A 26,155-nucleotide genomic window follows, 5' to 3' on the forward strand; every position below is an offset into this window, starting at 1 on the left:
AATGCAAAACTAAAAATAGATATGCTACAATACGTTATAGATATGCAGGAAAGGGATGAGGACTTTGTCACACGTACTTAATACATTCTTAAACGAAAATTTACAACAGCTTCGCGACCAAGGATTATACAACGAAATCGATGCCGTTGAAGGCGCGAATGGTCCAGTAATCCAAGTTAAAGGAAAAGAATTAGTTAACTTGTCTTCCAATAACTATCTTGGATTAGCGACAAATCCTGAATTAAAAGAAGTTGCCAAAAAGGCAATTGATAAATACGGCGTAGGTGCAGGCGCTGTGCGTACAATTAACGGTACGCTTGATTTGCATGTGAAGTTAGAAGAAAAATTGGCTGAGTTTAAAGGAACAGAAGCGGCTATTTCCTATCAATCAGGCTTTAATTGTAATATGGCTGCTATTTCAGCTGTTATGGACAAAAATGATGCCATTCTTTCAGACCAACTAAACCATGCGTCTATTATTGATGGCTGCCGCCTATCAAAAGCGAAAATTATTGCATTCAACCATTCTGATATGGAAGATCTTCGCCAAAAAGCGAAAGAAGCGAAAGAATCAGGCCTATATAATAAAATTATGGTCATCACAGATGGCGTTTTCTCAATGGACGGCGATGTGGCAAAATTGCCTGAAATCGTAGAAATCGCAAAAGAATTTGATCTGATTACATATGTGGATGATGCACATGGCTCAGGTGTAATGGGCAAAGGGAAAGGGACAGTTAAACATTTCGGACTTCAAAATGAGATTGATTTCCAAATCGGTACATTATCTAAAGCAATCGGTGTTGTCGGCGGTTATGTAGCTGGTAAGAAGAACCTAATCGACTGGTTAAAAGTCCGTTCACGTCCATTCTTATTCTCTACAGCATTACCACCAGGTGACGTAGCTGCTATCACACGTGCAGTTCAAATGCTGATGGACTCTACAGAGCTTCATGACAAGCTTTGGGAAAATGGCGATTACTTAAAAGCCGGCCTGAAAAAATTAGGCTTTAATATCGGTCATTCAGAAACACCAATTACGCCATGCATTATCGGCGATGAAAAATTAACACAAACATTCTCAGCTCGTCTTCTTGAAGAAGGCGTCTATGCGAAATCGATTGTGTTCCCAACCGTTCCAAAAGGCACTGGCCGTGTACGCAATATGCCAACAGCTGCCCACACAAAAGAAATGCTTGATAAAGCGCTAGCGATTTACGAAAAAGTCGGTAAAGAGCTTGGTGTTATTTCTTAATATCCTAAAATCTCGCCATTTTGGCGGGATTTTTTTATGTTAAAGGGCTCTTCTTAAATCTCGTTTTTATATACTTTTTGGTTCAGAAAAGATAGAATAATATGTATATTTTTCAGAATTGAAAGTTTATTATGGGAGCGAAAAGTTCAAATGGAGGTGTACAAACATGAAGATAGGATGCATTCAGTTAAATATAGCATTTGGTGATGTGGAAAAGAACTTTAAAAGAGCTGAACAGCTCATTGGCGAAAGTACTAGTAAAGGAGCCGAGCTTGTTGTCTTGCCGGAAATGTGGAATACAGGTTATGCGCTGAAAAAGTTAAATGAATTAGCGGATGATCATGGGGAAAGAACTAAGAAATTCTTGCAGGACTTAGCTGCAGAACTTCGCATCGATATTGTCGGTGGCTCTGTAGCAACAAAGAGAGATAATCATTTCTACAATACGATGTATGTTGTCGATAAAGAGGGCAAACTAGTAGGAGAATATGATAAAGTCCATCTTTTCAGCCTCATGGATGAACATTTGCATTTATCCGCAGGAAGCGAAAAGAACAACTTTGCTCTAGGCAACTTGCAGGCGGCGGGCGTTATTTGCTATGATATCCGTTTTCCAGAATGGCTGCGCCTTCATACATTAAATGGAACAAAAGCGTTGTTCGTTGTAGCCCAATGGCCGACGCCAAGAATCGATCATTGGAAATTGTTACTCCAAGCAAGAGCCATTGAAAATCAATGCTTTGTTATAGCTGTTAACCGTATTAGCAATAAGAAAGAAAATTTCAATGGACAGTCCATGATTATTGGGCCTTGGGGTGAAGTATTGTGGACGGGGAACGAGGATGAAGAGCTTGCTGTTATTGACGTGGACTTCTCTAATGTCGATGAAGTGCGAGATCAAATCCCTGTCTATGATGACCGGCGGCCTGATTTATACAAGGATATTCTATTGTGATTAAAGCGAGAGAAGCTATTTCTCTCGCTTTTTTACTTATTGTTAAAACCTGCCTCTTTGGATATAAACGTATATCCATCCTTTCAGTGAATATAATATATCCACAAACCCTTTCTACATTCCTCTCTCGTTATTTTTATCTAGAAAATAAAACGTTACATTTTGGTAAATGCTCTTTATGACTTGTCATCTCACTTGTCTCATTTTAGAATTAGAACAAATGTTCTTTATTGAATGGAGGGAGTTCGCTGTGCTGTATGAAAATATGCCAAATAAATCGATTATGTGTATAGATATGCGATGTTTTTATGCGAGCTGCATGGCGACACTCGCTGGTTTGAATGTGCTGAATGAAGCGGTTGCCGTTGTTGGTAATTTGGAGCAGCAAAGCAGCATCGTGCTTTCTGCATCTCCCATTGCGAAAAAACGTTTCCAAATAAAAACGGGCACTCGGTTATTTGAAATTCCGAAGCACCCCGATATCCATGTATTTGAAGCAAAGATGGAGTACTTTGTGCGTATGTCTGTTGAAATCACTAAGTTATTTACGAGCTATGTACCGAGCGAAGTGATTCATGTTTACAGTATTGATGAAAGCTTTATTGATTTAACAGGCACGGAGAAGCTATGGGGGGATCCAGAACAAACAGCGCGTGCCATTCAGGATGAGCTTTACAAGCAATTTGAGATTCCAAGTACTGTCGGTATGGGACCTAACATGCTTCTAGCAAAGCTTGCACTCGATTTAGAAGCGAAAAAAACAGGTTTTGCAAAGTGGGACTTTGAGGACGTTGAGAAAAAGCTATGGCCTGTTATGCCGCTGTCTGAAATGTGGGGAATTGGACGCCGCACCGAACGAACGCTAAACCACATGGGTATTTTTTCAGTGGGCGATTTAGCAAATGCCGATTTATCTGCACTCGAAGAGAAGTTCGGCATTATGGGCAACCAGCTTTACCACCATGCATGGGGGATTGATTTATCTACCGTAGGAGAAGCACCAATTGTCGAAGGCCAAATCAGTTTCGGCAAAAGCCAGATATTAAAACGCGATTACCATACGAAAAAGGAAATCTTCATCGTGCTGCTTGAAATGTGCGAGGATGTAGCAAGGCGGGCAAGGGAAGCTTATAAAGTGGGCCGCACCATTACATTGGGCATATCGTATAGCCGCGATGCTTTTGGCGGAGGCTTCCAACGCGCAAAAACGATTGATGAAGCGACCAATGATACAATGGCGATTTATCGTGTATGCCTGCAGCTTTTTGAAGAGCATTACAACGAACGTCCTGTGCGACAAATCAGCATTAGCATATCAAAATTAGAATCAGAACAGTCACTGCAGCTTAGCCTCTTTGATACAAAACGCTGGAAACGCCGCAAGCTCGGCGCCGCGATGGATCACCTTCGTGCACATTACGGTTCGACAGCTATACTTCGCGCCGTTTCGTATACAGAGGCAGGTACTGCGATTGGACGCGACGGATTGCTTGGAGGGCACAAGCGCTAAAGTCTAAGGGGATTTTACAGCTTATTAATGCGAGACGGGATAAAAGGAGATGTGTGTTAGTGCTACGCGACCGAGGGAATATCAAGTGGACGGCTATGATGCTGCCAGAACACGTCCAACGTTTGAAAAACTGGCAAAGTGAATTAAAGCAAATCAAAAAACCTGCATATGACGAATGGACACTGCAGGCGTTAGAAGAGGAAGTACTACAAGCATACTACAGCAAAAAAGAAGTAATCGTAGAAGTATGGCATGATAAAACGAGCCGTAGCTTTACAGGCATCATTGCCGACCTTAACAGTGAAAAGAAAAAACTGTTAATACAAGATCAACATGCATTCTCTAAAAATCATTGGGTGGATGTGGACTGTATTATTCATTTGGAGATATTGGCGTGAGTGCCCCGAATCGAACCCGAGTGACCCAAATGTAGTACTGAGTGACTCAAATAACCAGTCGAGTGAGCTGAATTCAAGAGTGAGCGACCTAAAATGGAATGAGTGACCCGAATGGATCTCTGAGTGACTTAAATAACCAGTCGAGTGACCCGAATCTAGCCGTGAGTGACCCAAATCAATTATTCTTTTTTTCCATGTGTGAAAAGCTGTAATACAGCAAATACTTTTGCACGCCTCTTGCTTTTTTTATAGCTAGCGAAGAATGCTGGCCAAATTCCTCCTGATTAGCTTCTTTATAAGAAATCAAACTTTCAATCGACGGCACCATCCACTTTTCAGTTAACTGCGGCATCATTTCACGTGCGCTCTCAATATTTCCAAGCAAGACTTCGCTGTGGGCAATCATATAGCTTTGATAAGGCTCTTTCTGAATTTGTTTTGCTTCAGTCAGCGCTTGATCGTAATGTTCTTCTAGTAGGGCAAGCAAGCATGCGTAATTATGTTTGATATAAGGCTGTTGGTGGGTGGAAATTATTCGTTGAAGCGCGTCTTTTTGTTCTGCTAAAGATTCATGGGCGATTGCGTATGGATAGGCAAACAATGCTTTTTGCTTATTTCTTTTAAGGAAGCGGTCGATTTTTTTAAGATTGTTTGTCCACCATAGTGCATTGAAGTGGGGATAAAGTGTAAACATAAATACATATAAGATAAGCAAAATAACGATTAGCCATGTAGGGATATCCATTAAAAGCAGAAAAGAGCATGCTAGGATGGCAAATAAATAAATGAGCGTTAATTTTACTAATTCCATTCGTTCACTCCTTTTTTCGTTTAGTATAAATGAAAATTCAGAAAAAGTCCCAGGCGAAATCAGTAGATGAGCACTGGTTGTGCTTTCTAGAAATACAGTATATAATAAATCCGGAAAAACACTTTAAATAATAGGTATTAAGGGATTTATTTGTACACTGTGAGAGTACAAATGTTTTCAGGAAGAGAAAATGTACTGTCAGTAAAAACAATTGTATGTAATAGAGGGAGGATTATACAATGAAAAAAATAATGATAACAGGCGCGTCTGGCCAAATCGGTTCAGAATTAGTGGCGAAGCTAAGAAAAGAATATGGTACCGAAAATGTACTAGCTACAGATATAAAAGAGAGTGCCAACCAAGCAGGACCATTTGAAAAATTAGACGTAACTGATGCAAAGCGCATGCATGAATTAGCGAAGAATTTTGAAGCAGATACAATCATGCATATGGCAGCGTTGTTGTCAGCAACAGCTGAAGAAAGACCATTGTTCGCTTGGAATTTAAACATGGGCGGCCTTGTGAATGCTCTTGAAGTAGCACGCGAATTAAATATGCAATTCTTTACACCAAGTTCTATCGGCGCGTTTGGCCCATCAACACCGAAAAATAATACGCCTCAAGACACATTACAACGTCCGACTACTATGTACGGCGTAAATAAAGTAGCGGGTGAACTTCTTTGCGATTATTATTTCACACGTTTCGGCTTAGATACGCGCGGCGTTCGTTTCCCTGGATTGATCTCCAATGTGACTCCTCCAGGCGGCGGTACAACAGACTATGCGGTGGATATTTATTATAAAGCTGTACAAGAAGGAAAATATACTTCTTATATCGCACAAGGTTCATATATGGACATGATGTATATGCCTGATGCATTGCAAGCAATCGTTGACTTAATGGAAGCAAATCCAGAAAAACTCATTCACCGTAATGCATTCAATGTAACAGCGATGAGCTTTGAACCAGAAGAAATTGCAGCTTCCATCCGCAAAGTAATGCCAGAATTTACAATGGATTATAAAGTGGACCCTGTACGCCAAGCAATTGCAGACAGCTGGCCGAATTCGATTGATCCAACAGCGGCAAAAGAAGAATGGGGCTTTAAAGCAAAATTTGATTTAGACGCAATGACAATCGATATGTTAAATGTATTAAAAGAAAAATTAAAATAGACTAGGCAAGGAGCAGCATTTTAAAATGCTAATCCTATATGAAAAAGAGGCTCGAAAAAGTGGCAAATCACTTTTCAGGCCTCTTTTTACTTATTCAGATTTTAATTCTTAAAGAAATATATTTATTAATAAATTAAAACCAATAAGGTAAATGGATATATTTATGATAAAGTATATCTTGAAACAAATACTATAAAGCTATTACAGGAGAGTCCTAACATGAAAAGGAAAATGAATTACATAATATTACTTTTAACGACCGTCTTTATAGTTGGTTGTACTGAAGGTGCATCCATTAAAGATAAAGAAACAAATTCACAAGAAGTAAACACAGTTGATACAAATAAAAATAGTGAAAAAGATGAAACTATCACTTCGGTTATTGGTGAAACAGTAGCAAAGAAAACACCAACTAAACCAAATAAAAAACTGTTCTCAGGATATAAACTTATTAAAGTTGATGGTGGTGATCTTTCCGGGTATCGAAAATCAAACGTCGTCGTTGACATTGGTTTTGGAAATCGTGAATATTGGGGATTTACGAATGAGCATGGGCAACTGGTTCGTGTTATTGCCGACAAAATTGTTCTACAAGATGACCGTACCGAACCAGTAACATCGTCTGGTAGATACTACCCTGACGAAGCAAAAGTTCCAGGTGTTGAAAGAGCAGATTTAGATGAAGGACATATCATTGCGGATTCTCTCGGAGGGGTATCAAATGCTTACAATATTACTCCACAAGAAAGTACACTCAACCGACATGGTGATCAAGCATATATGGAAGATGCCATTCGTAAAGCTGGCGGGGCTACTAACTTTGAAGCAATTATCACCTATCCTAATACGAAAACACAAATCCCCTCAAGTTATCAGTATACCTATACGATAAAGGGTGAGAAAATCGTTGATAAATTTAATAATGTAAACCCTGATAAAGTAAACAAATCGCTCGGTCTAACTGGCAATAAGACGCCCAATTCAACTACAACTCGTTCAAACAAAAAGAACGATATTTCTAGGGTTGATATAAACGGTGATGGACAGGTGACGATTAAAGAAGCAAAAGCAGCAGGTTATAGTATGCCCATAACAAGGAATCATTGGTTATACCCATATATGGATGACCGAGATAATGATGGTATGGTAGGGGAATAAGCATCTAAGAATTGAAGACAAAATAAGTTTCAAAGAGGATAGATAAATACAGGCCATTATCGATTTTTATCCAAAAAATGACTAAACCTTGATTATAAAGGGTTTAGTCATTTTTTATAGTTTCAAATTAGAACATGGAGGTTTATTTTACGCTAGAGTAGCTTTATACAACTAACGTGTAGCTTTAGTAAAACATCAAGAAGGTTTGGCGATACAATGTGAAGTGTTACACTTAAATTAACGAGACAGTTTAGTTGAAGAAGGAACTTTCCTTCCATTAAAGAATTAATTAAGATAACATAAGTTTTTTGGGGATGGGCAAAAACCCAACGATGATTGTATGAAGTATATAATAGGAAAGGGGAAATGTGAATGAGGAAACTAAAAGTAACTGTTTTCACCTTATTACTGAGCATACCACTCGTCCTATTAAGTGGTTGCGTTAAAAATTCAAAACTAGTAGAAAAACCTATAGGAGATTATTTATCCAAAAACTACGGGATAAAGAATGAGGATTTTAAAATTCTTTCTACTAGTCAAGGGTTTGGAATTTCTGATATACAGACCAAAGTAGAAATAAGAAAACCATACCAAACTTTTACTAGTTTAAATGTAAACGAAAACTCACTTGAAATTGATGAAAAAACAAGTCGTGATGTTTTTCTAGAAATATTCAAAGGAGCTTATATTGAACAACATCGTGATGTTTTGAAACAATCCGATAAGATAACAAAAAAGTATAACTTATTAAGTGAATTCTCCTTTAATAAAAAGACTCCAAAATTCTATTACTATTTGAGTGTAGATATAGATGAACAACAAGAAAAGGAATTAATTGTAAAATTCAAACGCGAACAAAAAATAAACACTGACAACATAATGAAAATGTTAAAAGATAGTAAACCTAGAGAACATGCTAATTATACAGGAGTCATTAATTTTAGATACTATTACAATACGTACAAAAATAGTAAAACTGTTCCCAATGCTCAAAGTATTGTGGATGATTTCGAGAAGAGCCACGTGCTAAAAGAGGGCATTTATAAGATAGCTGTTGAAACCATATATTCTAGCCCTCATAAAAAAAGCTTAGGAAGAACGGATAGTCGTAATAATAGTGTCATGTTTACCGTGGATGAACAAGGGAAATTTGAAATATTGAAAACAACTGTAGGTTCTTGATAAAATACGCCAATTGTCGTGTTTTAAATAAAGGGCGACTTTCCACAAGGAAGATAGCTCTTTTTTTCTGATTACTATTCTTGTTCTATTACTAATAACCTGGTGGTACAAACCCACTTAGCCATCGGGCGCGATTCTGTAATAAGGATCAGCTCTCGTTTTCATTAACGGGCCATATAATAGGCTGGTTACATAAAAAAGAATCCAACTAAGGATTCTCTATTTAAGGAAAATTTGCAATTGATTATTTTGGTCGAGTGTTGCGAGTAAGACTTCATTAATTTCAACGTTATAAGTTGTCTTTATATTGTTTTTAAGGGTTTCTTCATTGTAGGGTGAATGATTTAACATCTTATAATTAATCTTCCCCTCTTTAATAATTGCATGTGGATATGAAAATGGTTGAGGTGTAATACTGATATCTGATTTCGTTACAGGCTGATGCTCTGGAGATAAAAAAAATGAAATCTCTCCATCTGGTTCCCATAAAGCTAAGGCAACCATTTTTAAATCTACAATACTTTGTTTTCTCATTTCAGATAAAACATCATCAACTGAAATTCTTGCTTTTTTTAAATTCTTCAAATTAATTTCACCATTCTTAACAAGAGAGACTGGCGGAGGTGCAACAAATTCTCTAAATGGGATAAACTTACTCATTAAATATAAACAAATTAAATAAAGGCTGACTAGAATAGACATTGAAACTAATGAACCTTTTAATCCTAACCCTTCATCTGATAATGGGTGAGCAATGACATTCCCAATTAATATGGCCATTGCAAAATCAAGTAGTCGTAGTTGGGAAATAGAACGTAACCCCATTATTTTGACTATAAGAAATAAGAAGAAAAAGGCGACAATTGCCCTTAGTGCCCATTGAATTGTAGAGAGAGATTCTTGTCCATAAAAAAAGTCCACAATGTCACATCCTTCGAAACTAATCCTTTTAATTTTCACCTAAATTTCAATAATTATTCGAAGGTATTTTTCTCTGTCTTAACATATCTTTATTCAGACTTTAACTGAGGGTGCAGTAATCACTATCTTAGCGGGCGCGATTGTGGTATAAAACTAAGATTTTCAAACGGCTTAATAGTTATATTTTTTAGTATAGTGGAGTGAAGTTACTTAAATTAAAAAAATAACTATATTTTTAACCCCGTCCTAAATTCGAACGGGGTTATGCTTGCTTGAGCTTTTAAAATTAAATAACTTTTTTCCATCACACATTCAAGGTAGACTTTTTCATTCTTTCTTCAAGTAAAGTGGCAGTTTAGTTGAAGCTGTTATTCCACAATGGGCCATGCGTATCTATTCCATATCGTTTAAGTCTCTTTCACTGATAAAGATAACTTTTTTCTTTACTTTATCGAAATAATATACTTTCATGGTTTGATACACATCGTTATTATCGCTTGTAAGCACCCCAAAGTATCCATCGCCTAATTGAACCATATTCGAATTAATTAGATTTGGATCCCAGTCGTTTGGATCGTAATCGTCTGTAACGGTTCTGCCTCCAGCTCCAAATAAAATAAGAATGGCAATTACTATTAATGTAATACGAATTCTTCTTAACTCTTGATTAGTCCCATCCAACATAAAACACACCTTCTTTCTTCTAATCTTTCTTTTGGTAAATAAAAATTACTATAGTTCCAATATTTCTCTTTTAAATATCTGGATTTTGTGAAATAAAACTCAGATGTTTTGCTCTCTTGCCTATTTACCAAAATTAAGTATAATAAATTAAATATAACATTATAGTATACTTTTGTTTTTACTGATTGAAGAAAAGATAAATCAATATTACAGAAAGAGTTTTCATATAATTATTATAATACTTATTATGTAGACTATAAGGAGGGGAGCAATGAAAAAAATCTTAGTGATATCTTTGCTATGCCTTTTAGTAACCGTATGTTCAACTGGTACGGCAAATGGTAAACCGAATAATGCAGATATTGACTTTTTACTCATTCCTTACAACAAGGTATTGACTAAACTTAGTGATGAGTACGGAATAAGTATGTACGTGCCTGAAAAAAATAAAGAAAAACTTTTGAATAATATCAAAGAAATAACTCCTAAACAATTCGAAAACCAATTGCGCAAGCAGTACAAAGAATCATTAAAATATATACAAGAATCTTCTTATAGCAAGGGGAAATATAATACACCTAACTATATACCAAACTCAAATGCTATAATTCCAGCTATACCTCTTTATTAAATAAATTACTAAAAGAGTAACCTCCTCATATAGAGAAGGTACTTTATTTTAATGAAAGTTTCATTCGTCCTCCAAAGGTTAAATACTTACCATCATCCGTTATTACATATTTTAATCCCTTGAAGTTGCTTATGATTGTTTTATCAGCTAATTCTTCTGAAACTTAATCAATTTGTATATAAACAAACGGAAAGATCTCTTTGTAGGTTACGGCTGATAAACTATATGTTCCAATTTCATTAATTTTCCTAGTTTAGAGAAATAAAAGGTTACCATAAAAAAGTTCCAATCATCGAAAGGATGACTGGAACTTTTTTGGCTTGGTTGATTAACCTAGCCGTGTTTTTTTTTAGGATGCTCAATTCATGAAGGGAAGGGAATTATTTTTTGTTAACTACTAATACAAGTTTGCCTTGGTCTAATTCTTTTTCTCCGGCATCTGCTTCTGCTTCGCTTAGACCTACAGCTTGCATTTCGGTGCGTAATTCATCACCGCGTTTAGCCACTAAGTTTTTCATGGATTTGAAGAAACCTTGTTCTTTCATACCCACCTCAGCTGTATCTAATGCATCAGCGATATCATCTTCGCGTTCTTGATAGTGTGCGAATACATAGACATCATCACGGCTGTAGCCTTGAGCTTCTAATTTTTCGATTTCTTCTTTCGCTTGTACTGCGTTTTCTACTGTAATTTTTGTAACCATTTAAAATTCCTCCTCTGTTGATTATATTTATGGTATTCCCTGAAAAAGAAAGATTAAACCTGCCCACTTTAAATTTACTAATCTAGTCAACCAGCATTCATTAAAAGCTCTTAACCAGCATAAATATAGAAAGAGTTAATAGATTTGAAAGAAGGTAGACAAAAGGGAGCTGGTAGAACAATGATGGGAACGCCATTAGTATTAACTGATTTTGTAAAAAGAGCAGAGCGCTATTTTCCAGAGAAACTAATTATTTCACGAACAGCTGAAAATATGATTCACAGAATCAACTATCGAGAGTTCGGGAGACGGACAAGGAGATTGGCGGAGGCGCTCACGAAGCTAGGTATGAAAAAAGGAATGAAGGTAGGTTCTTTTGCATGGAATCATCATCGGCATTTAGAAGCTTATTTTGCAGTACCTTGTGCAGGCGCCGTATTGCATATGATCAATATTCGTTTGTCACCTGAGCATATTGTCTACATTATCAATCATGCGGAGGACGAAATCCTATTAGTTGATGGCGATTTATTTCCATTAATAGAGAAGGCAATACCATTATTAACATCTGTAAAGCATATTGTCGTAATGCAAGACAACCATGAGCTATTGCCAACAGATTTGGAAAATGTCTATTCGTATGAACAATTGCTTGAAGATGCGAGCGATACGTATGAGTTTCCTGAGGACCTGGATGAAAATATGCCGGCTGGGATGTGCTATACAAGTGCGACGACAGGTTTCCCAAAGGGTGTAGTTTACACACATCGCAGCTTGGTGCTCCATAGTTTAGCGCTCGGCTTGGCAGATTCACTGGGATTGCGTGAAAACGATGTTTCGATGCCAGTGGTGCCAATGTTCCATGTCAATGCATGGGGTATGCCGTTTGCTGCGGTCAACTTTGGGACAACTCAGGTGCTGCCAGGTCCAATGTTCACGCCATCTCTGCTGCTTGATTTAATTGAAAAAGAGAAAGTTACCATCACAGCAGGTGTTCCCACTATTTGGCTCGGTGTTTTAAAAGAATTGGAACAAAATAAGAGAGATATTTCATCCTTGCGCGTGATTGTCTGTGGTGGAGCTGCTTCTCCAAAAGGGCTAATCCAGACTTTTGAAGAAAAATATAATGTCCCGTTCATTGTCGGTTACGGCATGACAGAAACAACGCCAATCGTTAGTTTATCCACCTATACGTCTGATATGCAGCATTGGTCTAAAGAAGACAAGCTCAATATTCGTGCCACGCAAGGTCTAACGGTTTCACTACTTGAAACGCGCGTCGTAAATGAACAAGGGGAAGTACGATGGGACGGCAAGACGATGGGGGAATTAACAGTTAGAGGGCCGTGGATTGCGGATGAATATTATAAAGATGAAAGAACAAAAGAAGCATTCAAGGACGGTTGGCTGTATACAGGTGATATCGCTGTGATGACGCCGGAGGGCTATATTAAAATCACCGACCGTGTGAAAGATTTAATCAAAAGTGGCGGCGAGTGGATATCGTCTGTGGATCTTGAAAATGCCTTAATGACACATCCGCAAGTATTCGAGGCGGCAGTGATTGCAATGCCTGATGAAAAATGGCAGGAAAGACCGCTTGCATGTGTCGTCTTAAAAGAAGCGAGCACCGCGACAAAAGAAGAGTTGCTAAGTTACTTGGAAGGCCAATTCGCAAAGTGGTGGGTGCCGGATGATGTAGTGTTTCTCAATGAAATTCCGAAAACTTCCGTTGGCAAGTTTTTAAAGGCTAAGCTTAGGGATGATATCCATGAGTTGAGAAAATAACAGGTACAAAAACTTTATTTTATATACAAATTAGCAATCCAATTAGCATTGAATTGGATTGCATTTTTTGTTGGTATATTGAGGTTAACTATACATAGCAGTTAAAATTGTACCCTTTTAGCAGAATGATAGAATTTATGGTCAATGTGATAGTTTATTTGCAAATTAATATACGAATTGTTACTTGTTAAAAATGGGAAGAAGTTACTGGTGATTTATATTAAATTGAAGGAAGACTTATTAAACTATGGGGAAAAATGGTACAACAAGAAGGAAATAATTATGTGACCACGAATTAAATCTATAAAACGAAAATTTGGAGGTTATTTATGAACCCTATTTTAAATCAAATTGGTACTGTGTTTATTCCTGTGAGCAACATTGAAGAAGCTCGTAATTGGTATTGTGATATATTAGGCTTGCCAATAGATGGTGAAATATTATTTGGTCATTTGTATGTATTACCTATGAACGGTACAGGAATTGTATTAGATAGTAAGATTTATTCAGAAGACAATATTTTCAAAACTCCTCTTTTTCATTTGAATACGAACAATATAGAACAAGCCTATGAGTATATGAAGGGGAAGAATGTTGAATTAACCACAGAAATTGAGCATAACCACTGGTTTAATTTCAAGGACCTTGATGGGAATATTTTAATGGTTTGCAAATGTTAATCTATTGTACTAAAGAGTGCTAATGTATAACAAACTACTATATAAAAAAGCTCAGAGCTATTCTCTGAGCTTTTTTGCAGGCTAATTCGAATTTTGTACTTTAAAACCGAACACGTTAGTATTCCACATGTCCTTTTTCTAATTAATCTTCTATCAATTTATTAAAGTTAATGCGTTTATTAAGCCCCATCATTACAGGAATCCCCACAGCCATTACGGCAAGTTCACCTACAGCACATGTAAACCATGTGTAAAGGAAAGGAAGATCATAAAGAAGATGTAGTTCAATGGCGATTAAGAACATTGTTACTGTAAAGACGATTGTATTAAATATCATCTTCGCTAACTGTCCTTTAATAAAACGGATGGAAATAATCGTAATCGTAAGTGCTAACACAGATTGCCCAACACCAAAAGCTAAATCATATACGCCAAGTGGTGAAAAGAAATTAGCAATTATTACACCTACTACAATTCCAATCATATATTTCTTGTTAAAAACAACAAGATGGTTGAACATTTCCGAGAGACGGAATTGTATCGCAGTAAATCCAAAAGGCGCGATCAGCAATGTAACGGCAACATAAAGAGCCGCAATAATACCGCTGATTGCGAGAGACTTTGTTTTCATTATTGTATTCCCCCTAGTTTTTTTACGTGGGATGGTCTCGAACCACGTGTTTAGAGCAAATCATTATTTTACTCCTGTTTAGCCGGGTTGTCAAAATGCTTTTGCAAACACTCAAAGAAGCTCTTTTCTGTAAGATTCGTTATAATAGAAGAACAAAAACAGCAGTGCCTTTGCTTTAAAAGGAGCATTTTATGGAGAAATATTTACCGAAAAACGTTTGCATTCTTTTTTTGCTTCTTGGCGGATTTGTAACAGTGCTCGGCGTGCTTACCCAAGTATCACATGAAACGCAGGCAGGAAGCTGGAGCTGGCGAGAAATTGTGATGGTTGTTGTCGGTATTGTAGTCTATTTCACTTTTGCCTTTACGGGTTTTTACTTTTTAATTGCTCGTATTAAAAAAAGAGGAATCGCCTGGACTAAAAGAAGAGTTTCAATAGATTTCAGCAATCATGAATTGTATTGGCATGAAATCGAGTCCATCGTTTTGAAGAAATATCCGGGGATTGGTAAGGTAACAACGATTGTGACTAAGCCAGAATACCGAGATGAGATTCAACAACGTTTAGAAAAAAGAAAATCGGCAGTAGAGTCATTTGATATATTGTGGATTGCAGTCCAAAAGCCAAACATTATGCACCAAGAAATGATGAAAGCTTTTAAGCAATTTGAAAACCTCCATAGGGTATAAGCTACCTATATGGAGGTTTTATTTTAGGAACACGAAAGGAGTTTAGCAAATGAAAATCATAATAGGAGTCGACGCAGGGGGCACAAAGACGGAAGCAGCTGCTTTTGATTTAGACGGGAATCTATTGCATACAAGTATTTCGGGGTTTGGCAATGTGCTCATACATGAAGAAAGAGCACTTCATCATATAATGGAGGCAGTCGATGCCTGCCAATCTGCGCTTTCAAAAACAGAGTGTGTGCATTTATATATGGGCATTGCGGGATATGAAAGCTCATTAAATCAAGAGCTCATTCACCAACACTTCAAGAACTATTACAAAACAAAGGTAGATATAGTACAAGACAGCATCATCGCTCATGCAGCTTCTCTTAAAGGGCAAGATGGTATCCTGACGATTGCTGGGACGGGGTCTGTTTGTTTTGGTGTGCACGACGGTATTCAAAAGATGACAGGAGGCTTTGGCCATTTGCTTGGAGATGAGGGGAGCGGCTATTGGATCGTCATTCAAGCATTGAAAGCCATGATTAAAGAGGAAGATCGGGGAGTAGCCTATTCATCTTTAACAAGGACAGTATTAAAAGAATTGGGGCAAACCTCTGTTCAGGACATAAAAGATTTTGTTTATTCCTCTCCTAAGGCAGAAATTGCACGCCTCGTACCCGTTATTGTAAAAGAAGCTGAAATAGGCGGTGAAAAAGCGCTGCAAATTTTAAGTGAGGCAGGAGAAGAGCTTGCCGAGCTGACATGGAATGTATATAAAAAATTACATTACAAAGAAGAGGAAAAAGTGGCTATTGCTATAAAGGGCAGTATTCTCGTTAATATTCCTTTTGTACAAGAAAAATTCACTGAAATTCTTCGCCAGCGAATCCAAAACGTTCAGTTTATAACAGAAGATATATCTTCTACGGCGGGATGCTATTACCTGGCGAAGTCAAAAGGTGAATCTCCTTCTAATTGAATGCTTTTTATATACACTCCAAAAGTTGCTAAGCTTGATGCAATGGTAGAAACTTCTCCGAATGATTCCCATGATAATGGAATTCTTCCTGAGAGGTGAGCATACCTAGTAAGGACGTATCGCTGTTAAGGGGGAAATAAAATGATAACGATTAAGAGGTTAGTAGATTGTACAATTGCAGATGCGGTAACAGCCTGGAACGATGGGTTTGAAGGATACTTTGTGGATGCAACCACTACTCCGGAAAAGTTTTTAACAAGAATGGTTATGGAAGATCTTTCACCTGCTTTATCTATCATCGCCTTTGAAAACAATCGACCAATAGGGATTGTGATGAACGGTGTAAGAATGGATGAGGGCAAAAAGGTTGCTTGGAATGGCGGCACCGGAGTTAGTAAGGATTATAGAGGTAAAGGGATCGGGAAATTACTAATAGAATCAACGCTCTCCATTCTAAAAAAGGAGAATGTAAATATAGCAACACTTGAGGCGATAAGTGAAAATACGATCGCCATTTCCGTCTATAAGAAGAAGGGTTATCTTGTGGAAGATACTGTAGAATTCTTAAATCTTAATGGAAAGCAAAAACAAAATCTAATTGGTGAGGTAAAAAGAAAATTTACGGTTGAACGAGTAACGCTACAACAAATTGGTCAACTACCATTTTATAAATCGACGAATCCATGGCAGACCCGATGGCAAAGCGCGAAAAGTGGTGAGGGTCTCCTCGTAAAAGAAGAAAATGGTGATGTACTCGGCTACGCTTACTACAAAAAGAATTATAATGATCAAGGTGTCCATACTGGTACCATCATGTATCAGTGTGAGGCAAAACCAGAACGAGTAGACGCTGAAGTGATTATCTATCAATTACTCGGCTGTGTTTTTGGAGATTTTACAGATAATATCAATCGAACAGTTCCTAATTTACCAATGAATAAAAGTAAAAAAACCTATAATGCCTTAAGAAGGATAGGTTTCCAAACAACAGCTCAGCAAGTATATATGGTGAAAGAAATTTAAAGTAGTAAATATTATGTTAGATTATATTAAATAACGGGACTTATAAAAATAAATTATATAAGGAAGGGGGCTATTCAACTGGCGTATACCCTTCTATTCCTCTTTAATCAAAATGCATAGTATGGAGAGTCGAAAATCTAAATTCGAAATTTTTATCTATTTTATTCCATTTGGCGCTTTTTTTATTGAAATGTGTTAATATTGAAATAACTTTAGTGAACGGAGGTGAGAAGAATGGAAAAGTTAGCTATGGAAACAGGTGTAAAAGTAAATACAGCTATGTATTTTGCATCTGTTATTGCTTTTGATTTTGCTACTAACGGGACAAGTGTGCCCTTTTTTAGAAAAATTAATAGTGTTTTAGCTAACTAACAACATTCTTTTCACAATTTTTAAGGGAAGACTGCTTAGTTATAGCAGTCTTTTTTTATTGCCAAAGGGGAGCTTTAGAGTATGCAATTAAAAGTAGAAAATATAACAAAAATATTAGGTGGAAACACCATTTTTACCAATTTATCAGTTGAAGTAAATTTAGGTGAACGAGTGGCTATTGTTGGACGTAATGGGTGCGGTAAAACGACTTTATTTAAAATGATAGCGGGAATCGAGCAACCAGATGAAGGGCGTATAGTAAAGACGAAAGGTCAAACAATTGGTTACTTGCATCAAATTCCGATGTTTAAGGATATTACTGTGTACAACGTATTGTCCCAAGCATTCGAGCAGCTACATGAAATGAAGGCTCGTTTAACGGAACTGGAGCAAATGATGGCTATAAACATGAGCGAAAAGGTTTTAACTCAATATGGGGATTTATTAGAGCAATATCAATTAGCTGGTGGTTATGAAATTGAGGCAAAGATTGCTTCCATCTCATATGGGCTGAAGATCACGCAGCTTTTGGAGCAACCTTTTGAAGCATTGAGTGGTGGTGAGAAAACGAAGGTAATGCTCGCGCAAATTTTGCTGAAGCAACCAAATATATTACTTTTAGATGAGCCAACAAACCATCTTGATTTAGCAGCTATTGAATGGCTAGAAGATTATTTAAACTATTTTAAAGGAACAGTATTGATCGTATCTCACGATCGGGCTTTTTTAAATAATGTCGTTAATAAAATATTAGAAATTGAGGATGGAGAAATTTGGGTTAGTAAAGGGAACTACGATCAATATGTGAGAAATAAAGAAGCAAAAATTGCTCAGCAGTTCGCTGAATATCAGGAGCAACAAAAAAAGATTCAAAAAATCAAAGAAGCAATACGCCGATTGCGACAATGGGCAAATGAGGCATCCCCACCAAATCCAGATTTATATCGAAAAGCAAAAGTTATGGAAAAAATGCTCGAACGTATGGATCTGGTGAAGAAGCCGAGAGTTGAGCGGCAGATGAACTTACAGTTAAAAGCTGATGAGCGTTCAGGAAAAGAAGTTTTTTTACTCAATCACGTTTCACATGGCTTTGAAGAAGATTTCTTATTTATGAATGTACATTTACCAATCTTTTATCGGGATCGTTTAGCGATTGTTGGCAACAATGGGACCGGCAAATCAACGCTACTCAAAATATTACTTGGAGAATTAATACCAATAGATGGGGAAGTGAAGCAAGGAAGCAATTTGAAAATTGGCTATCTGGCTCAGCAGTTCGGACAATTTAATAAAGAAGAGCGATTAATTGAAGCCTTTCGTCGTGATGTTTCAATGACGGAATACGAGGCACGCCATATGCTCGCACAATTTTTATTTTATGGTCATGATGTGTTTAAAAAGGTAGAACAATTGAGTGGTGGAGAAAAGATGCGACTGAGATTAGCTCAGTTGATGGTTCAACAATGTAATGTGCTTGTGTTGGATGAACCTACAAATCACCTTGACATTGAATCGCGTGAAGCACTTGAAGAGGCGATTGAAAAATTTGACGGTACAATAGTAGCGATTAGTCATGATCGATACTTTTTACAAAAGCTGTTCACCAAAACAGCTTGGCTAGAAAATCAGCAATTAACACTGCATGATGGCCCATTTGAGTGGGCAAAAATGAAGCAGAAAAAGTTATACAACGAATAAAATTGAAAAAAATCTTTGTAAGAGGAAATCTTGAACCCTAAAATATATATACTACATTTTAGGGTTTTTCTATATAGTGGATGACCATTGGTTATATGTCCGAAGGAGAAAACGAGATTTATCCCTACTATACTAATCATAAAAAGATTAGAATCCGCCGCAAGAAAAAGATGCTCACAACTGCCCATTCAATAGATTGGTTTTACATTGAAAAGCCAAAAGAATTACATGAAAATTTAATGAAGATTTGAGAAAAAGGAAGTGTTAACTTAAGCTAACAAAAACATCGAACAAACTATAATTTTTTTGGAGGAATAACTGTTGGAGAAGACAAAAACACAGGTGAGGGTCTATTTAAGTATATTTGGCGATTCATTTCCCTTAGCAGATATTACTGAAAAATTAGGGATTGAACCTTCTAATACATATAGAAAAGGGGATAGAATTCCCAATCGTTCAAGTAAACTGTTGAGAAAAGAAACTTCGTGGCATTTAGATACGGGCTACCAAGAATCTTTTGATGTAGAAGAACAATTACAACAAATTATAATGCCGCTTCAAAATAAGGTATCCATAATTCGGGAGATCAAACAAACTTATTCTGTTGAATGTAAATTCTATATCGTCATCATTATGGAAGAAGGAGATACCCCTAGTCTTTACTTAGATACGGACGTGATTAATTTTGCATCAAGTATTGGTGCTGAATTTGATATAGATTTATATGCAAACCCTTATGAAGATGATTTTTGTTTGGATTGAATTCTTGTTTTAAATAGTATATGATTTACAGAATTACATATAAAGGCTATGAAAAGAAGAGTAAACGCATGTACTATCGACAGAGACCTCTGGTAGCTGAAAAAGAGGGATAAGAAAGGCGTTGAAACAAGGCTTGGAGCTGTGCATTGGAATTGTTCGCTGGAATAATGATAATGCAACGTATTCTCACGTTACAGAGATAGAGTATCGCAGGTGAGTTATTCACAAAGCCGTACTCGACAAGGCCTCTGCAGCAATGTAGAGATGAACTGGGGTGGCACCGCGATATGACTCGCCCCCAAGATAAATATCTTGGGGGTGAGTTTTTTTATTTTGTTTTATAAAAATAAAATAGGAGTGGTGACGATGTTCAAATGGAAGTATCCTTTCATACTACTAGGCGGGATAGGCATTTCAAATGTAGGCGCTTGGGTTTATCTCATTGCATTAAATTTAATTATATTGAATAAAACAGGTTCCCCACTTGCCATTGCTCTATTATATATACTACATCCCATTGCAACTATAAGTTCGAATGCTTGGGCAGGTAGTCTAATTGATCGGGTAAATACAAGGCGACTGATGATGGGATTAGATGTTTTCCGAGCAATATGTATTGCGGTCATTCCATTTTTACCTTCACTGCTTTATGTTTATATACTAGCGTTTATTATTAATATGGGAAGTGCAATTTTTCAACCTACCTCTATGGTTTATATGACAAAACTAATACCTGAGACCGATCGCCAGCAGTTCAATGCACTTCGTAGTTTTATCAACTCATGTGGCTCACTAATAGGCCCTGCCATTGCTGGAATGTTATTTTGGATGGGTACTCCTTATACGGCCATCCATATAAATGCAGTAGCTTTACTGTTTTCAGCTCTAATTATAAAGATGCTACCTAATGTAGACTCGAGGCTTAAAGAAACAGAGAGGCAAAGAATTACATGGCAATTGATAAAAAACGATTTTCGAGTTGTTTTTCATTTCAGTAGAAGTAATACCTATGTCGTAAAAATATATTTATTATTTAGTGGTACTACTATAATCATGACCGCAATAGATTCGCTCGAAGCAGCTTTTGCTAAAGGAGTGCTTTCAATAACAGACACCAATTATGGGTTTTTATTAAGTGTCTTTGGAGGTGGAATAATAATAGGTTCAATTATTAATTCCATATATGCAAAACAACTTGCAGTTAATCTTTTAATAGGCATCGGCACAATTTTCACCTCAATCGGTTATATAATATTTTACAGTTCAAATGGCTTTTTTAGTGCAACGCCTGGCGTATTTTTAATAGGGTTAGCTGTGACGTTTGCTAATACAGGGTATATGACTTTCTACCAAAATCATGTTCCTGTCGGGATGATGGGGAGATTTGAAAGTCTTTTTAGTGTGGTGGAAGCAGGCTTCATCGTTGCTGTAACTGTTTTAATAGGCTTTGCTGCAGAATTAACTTCCATCCGACCTGTAGGATTAATAGGTTCCTTTGCCTTTCTGATTTTAGGGTTATTGGCATGGAAAGCTGTAACAGGTGAAAAGAGGAAGGAATACTTTTAAAAAAGTGCTTCTTCTTTAAATAGTTAATTATAAAAGGCTTGACCAATAAAATGATTGGCAAACCTTTTGTGTTTCCATTTTAAAAGCTTATATAGAAAAGGAACTTCTGTATTTCAGGCTTTTCGAATATGGAAAAAGGGAGTAATTATATTATTAGGGTTACTCAGGTATAGATTGAGGTCACTTACGCGTGGATTCGGGCCACTCAGCAGGTTATTAAGGCCACTCATGGCACAATTGGGGTCACTCAAGCCCAGAACTATAAGTGTTTTAGCTAATTCATAAACTACAATAATAGCGTGAAGGTCTTTTGGAATGATTACAAATTAAACATATACAAAGAGGTGGCTCTTAATGAGAAAAGTTGAAGTGAAACCATATAACGAGTGCTGGAATTCAATGTTTGAGGTAGAAGCAAATTTATTGTATAAGATATTCGGTTCCGAAATCATTGATATTCACCATATTGGCAGTACATCTGTAAAAGGACTAAAAGCAAAGCCAATCATTGATATAATGCCTGTGGTCAAAGATGTAAATAGAATTGATGAATTTAATACTTCTATGATGGCCATTGGTTATGTGTCAAAAGGAGAAAATGGGATTGATCAAAGACGATACTTTCAAAAAGGCGGAGAGCTTCGAACCCATCACCTTCATTTTTACCAATTAGATAACCCCAATATTAAACGTCATCTGGCTTTTCGTGATTACCTGAGGTCACATCCAGATGTCGCTAAAAAATATGGAGATGTGAAAGTGAGCCTCTCCAAACGTTTTCCTTACGACATTGAGTCATATATTAAAGGAAAAGAGCAGCTAGTCTTGGAGATTGAACAAAAGGCAATTGCTTGGTATCAATGCATAAAGCAACCAGACAGTAAAAATCCCCCTACATTTCAACTGTAGGCTATTACCGATCAGGAGAGAAATATTGAATGAATATATATATGTTGATTATAAGCTCCATATTTTTATTATTTATTGCAGGCAATGCCTTTTATGTAACTTTTAAAAGATTTAAAGAGGACGACGATTTTATTCTTAATACTTTAGATTGGATTGATTCGTTGTTTAGTGTTCTCTTATTAATTTCTGAGAAATTGACAACACCAAAATATCATATTGTGATCTTTAAAATGCTTTCCTTCATATTTGGGCTGATCTTTTTAGGCTTTACTGTTTTATTATGGTTTCTTTTTATTTAATCAGAAGTGATAGAAGCAAAAAAAGAGGCTAAGCTTTAACGGATTTCAATTGCAAAAGCATAGCTTGCGCTGCCTTTCTCCCAGTTTGCAGACACATCATACACATACATTCCTTTTTCTTGTGGCAAGACAATTGTATTTTTATTTAACTCCACATCTTCAACTTGGTTATTTGGAAGCCATTTGCTTACGGATATCGTATTCTTTTTAGGTTCGTTTTTAAATACTATTTTCAATTTGGATGAGGGAGAAGCAATCGCAGGTGTGAGGTTTTGGCTTTTAATGAGTTCAGGAGGAGGTATAGTATCAACACATTCACTGCTAATAAGTCCTTCCCAACAATAAGAGCCTCTGACTTTCGCAACATTTTCATCCCCAGCACGAATAATGGGGAGGGGTGGCTTACTATTAAGTAGGCTATTAACGTAAAAACCTCCGGCGATCGCAAGTATCAATAAGAATGCCATTATTATTTTTTTCATAGATTACCCCTTTTTGAATATTATCCCAGTTAAATGTAACATAGGAAGGGGATATTTCTCAATAGGGGATTCTTTGATTTAAAAAAGCCCAGTTTCCTTGTAAACTGGGCTTTTCAATACGTATTAAAAGTTAAAAACTATCTTCAAAATCTTCATCAAAGCGATAGCTGTAGAAATGCTCGTTTGTAAACCAGTTATTTTCTGCAGTTGCGCCTTCTTCTTTGCGTTTTTCTTCTTCTTGAAGCATCCAGCCTGTTTGTGAAATATGAGCTTTCATAGAGTTCATTTTTTCCTCGCGCACATCGTGAATATCATTAATAATATCCGGGTTACCCAGCCCTGCTACTGTGTTGTTGGCGAATGCCACGCAGTATAGTCTTGGGCGATCGCTCTCAGGCATGCGGCGTACAGCGCGGATGACAGCTCTAGCAGTCGCTTCATGATCAGGGTGAACCGCATAATTTGGATAGAAAGTGATGATTAATGAAGGGTTGAGTTCCTCAATTAAATTAGTCATCATGGCAACCATTTCTTCATCATCTTCAAATTCAACTGTTTTATCACGAAGGCCCATCATACGTAAGTCTTTGATGCCAATGGCTTCACACGATGCTTGAAGTTCCTTTTTACGGATTAATGGCAATTCTTCGCGTGTTGTAAATGGAGGATTGCCGAGGTTGCGTCCCATTTCTCCAAGAGTTAGGCAAGCATATGTGATAGGTGTGCCAGCTTTCGCATATTGCGCCAATGTGCCGGAAACTCCGAATGCTTCGTCATCAGGGTGTGGAAACACAACAAGTATTTGACGTTCAGGTTGTAACATATTCAAAACTCCTTTTAGTTTGGAAATTAATATGCGAATGGTGTTTCGCTGATTTCAAGCGCAATAGCTAATTTACCATCATAGCCATGGCCGGCCATAAGTAAGCGATTTTGATCATCGAGCTCAAAATGCGTAATTCCTTGGGCATACACCCAGCCGCCATTCGATAGTTTTAAACCCACGCGATGGGGTACATCAGGCGTCACTTTACCAAGTTCATAACGAATTAGTACATTGCGGATAAATGTGCCCGCATTGAATACTTTTTCATCGAAGTGAGAGGCATAAGCCCCATTCGTTGTTTCTAAGTGTATATAGACATCTTTATTCGCAAAGGAATTCAGAAGGTCCTGAAGTTTTTGTAGATTAACTGTTTCCATCTAATTATATGCTCCTCTCAAAAAGAGGCCTCATCGCAATACCTAGCGATAAACTGCCACTGATTTAAGTACTACTATAGTATAGAGAAAAAAAGGATGAAATGCGATTCACACGCACTGTTTGCTCATTTAGTAAATGTTTATAAAAGAACAAACTATGGGAATACTAAAGGGTAGGAGGTGAGTTTATGCATTTTACAACACCAGTTTTAGAGGAAGAAACAAAAATAACAAATGCTTGGATGACAGCTATGCTGCCATTTTCTTTTATGACCAAAAAGGAGATAGCGCTATCTGAGGAATTGCTCGGCAACGGCTACAGCTTTTTTAATCTCAATGATAAGAAGCAGCAATCTGAATTTTATGGTGACATCGAATTATCAAGTATTGCCCTTAAGCAAAATTTTTTATCCTACATAGAGCGGAGGCTGTTTCCGAAAAATATACGAGATGATGGTTTTCAGCGTTTCTCTAAGGAAATTTCGAAGACAGGTAGCCTCCAAATTCACGACAGACACTATCTTTTTACTATACTTAGCATTGATATTACCCTATGTCCATTTGGAATTGGCTTTGTATCGATTCGTGTGAAATTAGAGGATGTTAATTTATTTTCCGATGCACTTGATTTCATGCATCACTTTCGCATTCTAGAGCCTAAAACAAATAACCAATTAGGGATGGAAGTCCAATATGATGGAGAACCATTTACTTGTATACACGATTTTATTATGAAGCATCTTTGCCCTGAAATTCAAAAATATACGGTTCATGATGACCGTCGGGACGGTTACTTTGGTAGTCTTCCTTACTTTGAAGATGAGCGAATGCTTGTCACGAATTATATTGAGTTGGATGAAGATCAATTGCCAATTGAACAACTCTATAGAGCCAGCCAATTGGATGGGTACACGGAAGAATCTGTTCCCTTTATCTCTGCAGCCAATACAGAGCATATGGAGGAGTACCTAAAAACGCGTGTGAACACACGCTATATGCCTAAGTTATGTGACATAACAACAGAGCATGTCCAAACAACGATTGTCTATCGTGATACAACAGAGGCTTTTAGAGAAAAAGCAAGAGTTCGATTTATGGGCGTTCACTATTACACCATCTTACTTCATTACTTTTACAAATTAACACTACTCGAACTCTCCTTCCGGTATTGTGAGCTCGCTTGGAAAAAGGATGAAATTTATGTAGAGAAATTAATGCAGTTGATTACCATGTTTTCTTCTAAATATTACTTCCAAGAGGTCAGCAGCCGTTCATCAAGTCGTGAAATGTCGAAGCGCTTGAGAGAAATTTTTAAAATCGATGAGCTTTTCAGTGAGGTCTCTAAAACGCTTGATGCCCTTTATGTGAACCAACAAAAAGCGGCAGACAAAAGGCAAAACTACTTGTTATTTGTATTGACGATGTTTACGGTTGTCTCGGGTATATACGGGATGAACCTGATTATTGAAGAATGGGACGGAAATTATAAGTGGTCGGAAATATTCCATTACAATATTTATGAATGGATTTGTCTGATAACAGCTGTTGGCGGAATTTTAATGACTTTCTTTTTATTATTAAGTACTTTCTACAACTATATAAGGAAAAGATTGCAGTTTTGGCTGAAATATTAAGCATAAAGACATTTTGTCCCAACATAGAGTAAATTAAAAAGCTTCCACCCATTTTGGAGTGGAAGCTT

The 26,155-nt window shown here is 37.0% G+C and carries 28 protein-coding genes, 1 riboswitch and 1 other annotated feature; of the genes, 20 read left to right on the top strand and 8 right to left on the bottom strand.

What is annotated here, in order from left to right; translation table 11 throughout:
* The first annotated feature begins 55 nt into the window (after positions 1-55).
* From AC6CHJ_RS00520 to AC6CHJ_RS00535, 4 genes are all read left to right on the top strand, one after another.
* Positions 56-1,255 carry a glycine C-acetyltransferase gene (locus AC6CHJ_RS00520; protein WP_184117531.1) on the top strand — a complete coding sequence of 400 codons (1,200 nt, stop codon included), beginning with the start codon at positions 56-58 and terminating at the stop codon, positions 1,253-1,255.
* Between the two features lie 166 nt (positions 1,256-1,421).
* Positions 1,422-2,210 (top strand): carbon-nitrogen family hydrolase, encoded by a 789-nt coding sequence (locus AC6CHJ_RS00525; protein WP_498286976.1) that lies wholly within the window; start codon positions 1,422-1,424, stop codon positions 2,208-2,210.
* A gap of 253 nt (positions 2,211-2,463) precedes the next feature.
* Positions 2,464-3,720 carry a Y-family DNA polymerase gene (locus AC6CHJ_RS00530; RefSeq protein ID WP_498288495.1) on the top strand — a complete coding sequence of 419 codons (1,257 nt, stop codon included), beginning with the start codon at positions 2,464-2,466 and terminating at the stop codon, positions 3,718-3,720.
* A gap of 59 nt (positions 3,721-3,779) precedes the next feature.
* Complete coding sequence (locus AC6CHJ_RS00535; protein ID WP_184117530.1) at positions 3,780-4,118, top strand: YolD-like family protein; 339 nt, start codon at positions 3,780-3,782, stop codon at positions 4,116-4,118.
* A 175-nt stretch (positions 4,119-4,293) separates the two neighbouring features.
* Here AC6CHJ_RS00535 and AC6CHJ_RS00540 read toward each other — a convergent pair whose 3' ends face one another.
* Positions 4,294-4,929: a hypothetical protein gene (locus AC6CHJ_RS00540; RefSeq protein ID WP_392995483.1), complete on the bottom strand. Its 636-nt coding sequence runs from the start codon at positions 4,927-4,929 to the stop codon at positions 4,294-4,296.
* A 239-nt stretch (positions 4,930-5,168) separates the two neighbouring features.
* On the opposite strand from AC6CHJ_RS00540, the gene AC6CHJ_RS00545 reads away from it, so the two are divergent.
* The 3 genes from AC6CHJ_RS00545 (at position 5,169) to AC6CHJ_RS00555 (ending at position 8,447) form a co-directional block, all read left to right on the top strand.
* Positions 5,169-6,107, top strand: a complete 939-nt coding sequence (locus AC6CHJ_RS00545; protein ID WP_147195530.1) for an L-threonine 3-dehydrogenase — start codon at positions 5,169-5,171, stop codon at positions 6,105-6,107.
* Between the two features lie 219 nt (positions 6,108-6,326).
* Positions 6,327-7,265 carry a DNA/RNA non-specific endonuclease gene (locus AC6CHJ_RS00550; protein WP_498286977.1) on the top strand — a complete coding sequence of 313 codons (939 nt, stop codon included), beginning with the start codon at positions 6,327-6,329 and terminating at the stop codon, positions 7,263-7,265.
* Between the two features lie 372 nt (positions 7,266-7,637).
* Entirely contained in the window at positions 7,638-8,447 is an 810-nt protein-coding gene (locus AC6CHJ_RS00555; protein WP_498286978.1) for a hypothetical protein, read from the top strand.
* Positions 8,448-8,666: 219 nt separating this feature from the next.
* On the opposite strand, the gene AC6CHJ_RS00560 is transcribed toward AC6CHJ_RS00555, so the two are convergent.
* Entirely contained in the window at positions 8,667-9,368 is a 702-nt protein-coding gene (locus AC6CHJ_RS00560) for a DUF421 domain-containing protein (protein ID WP_498286979.1), read from the bottom strand.
* A 393-nt stretch (positions 9,369-9,761) separates the two neighbouring features.
* On the bottom strand, positions 9,762-10,052 hold the full coding sequence (locus tag AC6CHJ_RS00565; protein ID WP_498286980.1) for a hypothetical protein: 291 nt from the start codon (positions 10,050-10,052) through the stop codon (positions 9,762-9,764).
* 271 nt (positions 10,053-10,323) lie between these two features.
* Here AC6CHJ_RS00565 and AC6CHJ_RS00570 point away from each other — a divergent pair, with 271 nt between their 5' ends.
* Positions 10,324-10,683, top strand: a complete 360-nt coding sequence (locus AC6CHJ_RS00570; RefSeq protein WP_249775238.1) for a hypothetical protein — start codon at positions 10,324-10,326, stop codon at positions 10,681-10,683.
* 380 nt (positions 10,684-11,063) lie between these two features.
* On the opposite strand, the gene AC6CHJ_RS00575 is transcribed toward AC6CHJ_RS00570, so the two are convergent.
* Positions 11,064-11,387 (bottom strand): YflT domain-containing protein, encoded by a 324-nt coding sequence (locus tag AC6CHJ_RS00575; RefSeq protein ID WP_066791620.1) that lies wholly within the window; start codon positions 11,385-11,387, stop codon positions 11,064-11,066.
* Between the two features lie 180 nt (positions 11,388-11,567).
* Between AC6CHJ_RS00575 and AC6CHJ_RS00580 the strand changes: the two genes are divergently transcribed.
* Together AC6CHJ_RS00580 and AC6CHJ_RS00585 are read left to right on the top strand one after the other, a co-directional pair.
* Positions 11,568-13,175 (top strand): long-chain fatty acid--CoA ligase, encoded by a 1,608-nt coding sequence (locus AC6CHJ_RS00580; RefSeq protein ID WP_498288496.1) that lies wholly within the window; start codon positions 11,568-11,570, stop codon positions 13,173-13,175.
* 329 nt (positions 13,176-13,504) lie between these two features.
* Positions 13,505-13,855 (top strand): VOC family protein, encoded by a 351-nt coding sequence (locus AC6CHJ_RS00585; RefSeq protein WP_147195520.1) that lies wholly within the window; start codon positions 13,505-13,507, stop codon positions 13,853-13,855.
* Positions 13,856-13,997: 142 nt separating this feature from the next.
* On the opposite strand, the gene AC6CHJ_RS00590 is transcribed toward AC6CHJ_RS00585, so the two are convergent.
* Entirely contained in the window at positions 13,998-14,486 is a 489-nt protein-coding gene (locus tag AC6CHJ_RS00590) for a QueT transporter family protein (RefSeq protein ID WP_498286981.1), read from the bottom strand.
* A gap of 7 nt (positions 14,487-14,493) precedes the next feature.
* Positions 14,494-14,538, bottom strand: a riboswitch (PreQ1 riboswitch).
* 139 nt (positions 14,539-14,677) lie between these two features.
* Here AC6CHJ_RS00590 and AC6CHJ_RS00595 point away from each other — a divergent pair.
* From AC6CHJ_RS00595 to AC6CHJ_RS00635, 9 genes are all read left to right on the top strand, one after another.
* Complete coding sequence (locus tag AC6CHJ_RS00595; RefSeq protein ID WP_498286982.1) at positions 14,678-15,175, top strand: hypothetical protein; 498 nt, start codon at positions 14,678-14,680, stop codon at positions 15,173-15,175.
* 49 nt (positions 15,176-15,224) lie between these two features.
* Complete coding sequence (locus AC6CHJ_RS00600; protein WP_498286983.1) at positions 15,225-16,139, top strand: N-acetylglucosamine kinase; 915 nt, start codon at positions 15,225-15,227, stop codon at positions 16,137-16,139.
* Between the two features lie 141 nt (positions 16,140-16,280).
* Positions 16,281-17,162 carry a GNAT family N-acetyltransferase gene (locus AC6CHJ_RS00605; RefSeq protein ID WP_498286984.1) on the top strand — a complete coding sequence of 294 codons (882 nt, stop codon included), beginning with the start codon at positions 16,281-16,283 and terminating at the stop codon, positions 17,160-17,162.
* A 234-nt stretch (positions 17,163-17,396) separates the two neighbouring features.
* Positions 17,397-17,534 carry an RAxF-45 family protein gene (locus tag AC6CHJ_RS00610; protein WP_173668500.1) on the top strand — a complete coding sequence of 46 codons (138 nt, stop codon included), beginning with the start codon at positions 17,397-17,399 and terminating at the stop codon, positions 17,532-17,534.
* An 81-nt stretch (positions 17,535-17,615) separates the two neighbouring features.
* Positions 17,616-19,232, top strand: a complete 1,617-nt coding sequence (gene abc-f, locus AC6CHJ_RS00615; RefSeq protein ID WP_498286985.1) for a ribosomal protection-like ABC-F family protein — start codon at positions 17,616-17,618, stop codon at positions 19,230-19,232.
* A 321-nt stretch (positions 19,233-19,553) separates the two neighbouring features.
* Positions 19,554-19,994, top strand: a complete 441-nt coding sequence (locus AC6CHJ_RS00620; RefSeq protein WP_498286986.1) for a DUF4279 domain-containing protein — start codon at positions 19,554-19,556, stop codon at positions 19,992-19,994.
* Between the two features lie 39 nt (positions 19,995-20,033).
* Positions 20,034-20,297: a binding site (T-box leader), on the top strand.
* Between the two features lie 63 nt (positions 20,298-20,360).
* Positions 20,361-21,560: an MFS transporter gene (locus AC6CHJ_RS00625; RefSeq protein ID WP_498286987.1), complete on the top strand. Its 1,200-nt coding sequence runs from the start codon at positions 20,361-20,363 to the stop codon at positions 21,558-21,560.
* A gap of 354 nt (positions 21,561-21,914) precedes the next feature.
* Positions 21,915-22,469: a GrpB family protein gene (locus AC6CHJ_RS00630; RefSeq protein WP_249775244.1), complete on the top strand. Its 555-nt coding sequence runs from the start codon at positions 21,915-21,917 to the stop codon at positions 22,467-22,469.
* A gap of 29 nt (positions 22,470-22,498) precedes the next feature.
* Positions 22,499-22,768 carry a hypothetical protein gene (locus AC6CHJ_RS00635; RefSeq protein WP_498286988.1) on the top strand — a complete coding sequence of 90 codons (270 nt, stop codon included), beginning with the start codon at positions 22,499-22,501 and terminating at the stop codon, positions 22,766-22,768.
* 35 nt (positions 22,769-22,803) lie between these two features.
* Here the strand turns inward: AC6CHJ_RS00635 and AC6CHJ_RS00640 are convergent, their stop codons facing one another.
* From AC6CHJ_RS00640 to AC6CHJ_RS00650, 3 genes are all read right to left on the bottom strand, one after another.
* On the bottom strand, positions 22,804-23,250 hold the full coding sequence (locus tag AC6CHJ_RS00640) for a hypothetical protein (RefSeq protein WP_498286989.1): 447 nt from the start codon (positions 23,248-23,250) through the stop codon (positions 22,804-22,806).
* A gap of 130 nt (positions 23,251-23,380) precedes the next feature.
* Positions 23,381-24,073 carry a bacillithiol biosynthesis deacetylase BshB2 gene (gene bshB2, locus AC6CHJ_RS00645; protein WP_498286990.1) on the bottom strand — a complete coding sequence of 231 codons (693 nt, stop codon included), beginning with the start codon at positions 24,071-24,073 and terminating at the stop codon, positions 23,381-23,383.
* Positions 24,074-24,099: 26 nt separating this feature from the next.
* On the bottom strand, positions 24,100-24,453 hold the full coding sequence (locus AC6CHJ_RS00650) for a YojF family protein (RefSeq protein WP_066791641.1): 354 nt from the start codon (positions 24,451-24,453) through the stop codon (positions 24,100-24,102).
* 188 nt (positions 24,454-24,641) lie between these two features.
* On the opposite strand from AC6CHJ_RS00650, the gene AC6CHJ_RS00655 reads away from it, so the two are divergent.
* Positions 24,642-26,087 carry a magnesium transporter CorA family protein gene (locus tag AC6CHJ_RS00655; RefSeq protein WP_147195499.1) on the top strand — a complete coding sequence of 482 codons (1,446 nt, stop codon included), beginning with the start codon at positions 24,642-24,644 and terminating at the stop codon, positions 26,085-26,087.
* The last annotated feature ends 68 nt before the right edge of the window (positions 26,088-26,155 follow it).

This window comes from Rummeliibacillus sp. GQ308 (genome assembly GCF_059759115.1).

Bases quoted from the DNA above. Each gene is read 5' to 3' on its own strand.
- AC6CHJ_RS00520 (WP_184117531.1), top strand. From the start codon at position 56: ATGAGGACTTTGTCACACGTACTTAATACATTCTTAAACGAAAATTTA.
- AC6CHJ_RS00525 (WP_498286976.1), top strand. From the start codon at position 1,422: ATGAAGATAGGATGCATTCAGTTAAATATAGCATTTGGTGATGTGGAA.
- AC6CHJ_RS00540 (WP_392995483.1), bottom strand. From the start codon at position 4,929: ATGGAATTAGTAAAATTAACGCTCATTTATTTATTTGCCATCCTAGCA.
- AC6CHJ_RS00545 (WP_147195530.1), top strand. From the start codon at position 5,169: ATGAAAAAAATAATGATAACAGGCGCGTCTGGCCAAATCGGTTCAGAA.
- AC6CHJ_RS00550 (WP_498286977.1), top strand. From the start codon at position 6,327: ATGAAAAGGAAAATGAATTACATAATATTACTTTTAACGACCGTCTTT.
- AC6CHJ_RS00555 (WP_498286978.1), top strand. From the start codon at position 7,638: ATGAGGAAACTAAAAGTAACTGTTTTCACCTTATTACTGAGCATACCA.
- AC6CHJ_RS00565 (WP_498286980.1), bottom strand. From the start codon at position 10,052: ATGTTGGATGGGACTAATCAAGAGTTAAGAAGAATTCGTATTACATTA.
- AC6CHJ_RS00570 (WP_249775238.1), top strand. From the start codon at position 10,324: ATGAAAAAAATCTTAGTGATATCTTTGCTATGCCTTTTAGTAACCGTA.
- AC6CHJ_RS00575 (WP_066791620.1), bottom strand. From the start codon at position 11,387: ATGGTTACAAAAATTACAGTAGAAAACGCAGTACAAGCGAAAGAAGAA.
- AC6CHJ_RS00580 (WP_498288496.1), top strand. From the start codon at position 11,568: ATGATGGGAACGCCATTAGTATTAACTGATTTTGTAAAAAGAGCAGAG.
- AC6CHJ_RS00585 (WP_147195520.1), top strand. From the start codon at position 13,505: ATGAACCCTATTTTAAATCAAATTGGTACTGTGTTTATTCCTGTGAGC.
- AC6CHJ_RS00590 (WP_498286981.1), bottom strand. From the start codon at position 14,486: ATGAAAACAAAGTCTCTCGCAATCAGCGGTATTATTGCGGCTCTTTAT.
- AC6CHJ_RS00595 (WP_498286982.1), top strand. From the start codon at position 14,678: ATGGAGAAATATTTACCGAAAAACGTTTGCATTCTTTTTTTGCTTCTT.
- AC6CHJ_RS00600 (WP_498286983.1), top strand. From the start codon at position 15,225: ATGAAAATCATAATAGGAGTCGACGCAGGGGGCACAAAGACGGAAGCA.
- AC6CHJ_RS00605 (WP_498286984.1), top strand. From the start codon at position 16,281: ATGATAACGATTAAGAGGTTAGTAGATTGTACAATTGCAGATGCGGTA.
- AC6CHJ_RS00610 (WP_173668500.1), top strand. From the start codon at position 17,397: ATGGAAAAGTTAGCTATGGAAACAGGTGTAAAAGTAAATACAGCTATG.
- abc-f (WP_498286985.1), top strand. From the start codon at position 17,616: ATGCAATTAAAAGTAGAAAATATAACAAAAATATTAGGTGGAAACACC.
- AC6CHJ_RS00625 (WP_498286987.1), top strand. From the start codon at position 20,361: ATGTTCAAATGGAAGTATCCTTTCATACTACTAGGCGGGATAGGCATT.
- AC6CHJ_RS00630 (WP_249775244.1), top strand. From the start codon at position 21,915: ATGAGAAAAGTTGAAGTGAAACCATATAACGAGTGCTGGAATTCAATG.
- AC6CHJ_RS00635 (WP_498286988.1), top strand. From the start codon at position 22,499: ATGAATATATATATGTTGATTATAAGCTCCATATTTTTATTATTTATT.
- AC6CHJ_RS00640 (WP_498286989.1), bottom strand. From the start codon at position 23,250: ATGAAAAAAATAATAATGGCATTCTTATTGATACTTGCGATCGCCGGA.
- bshB2 (WP_498286990.1), bottom strand. From the start codon at position 24,073: ATGTTACAACCTGAACGTCAAATACTTGTTGTGTTTCCACACCCTGAT.
- AC6CHJ_RS00650 (WP_066791641.1), bottom strand. From the start codon at position 24,453: ATGGAAACAGTTAATCTACAAAAACTTCAGGACCTTCTGAATTCCTTT.
- AC6CHJ_RS00655 (WP_147195499.1), top strand. From the start codon at position 24,642: ATGCATTTTACAACACCAGTTTTAGAGGAAGAAACAAAAATAACAAAT.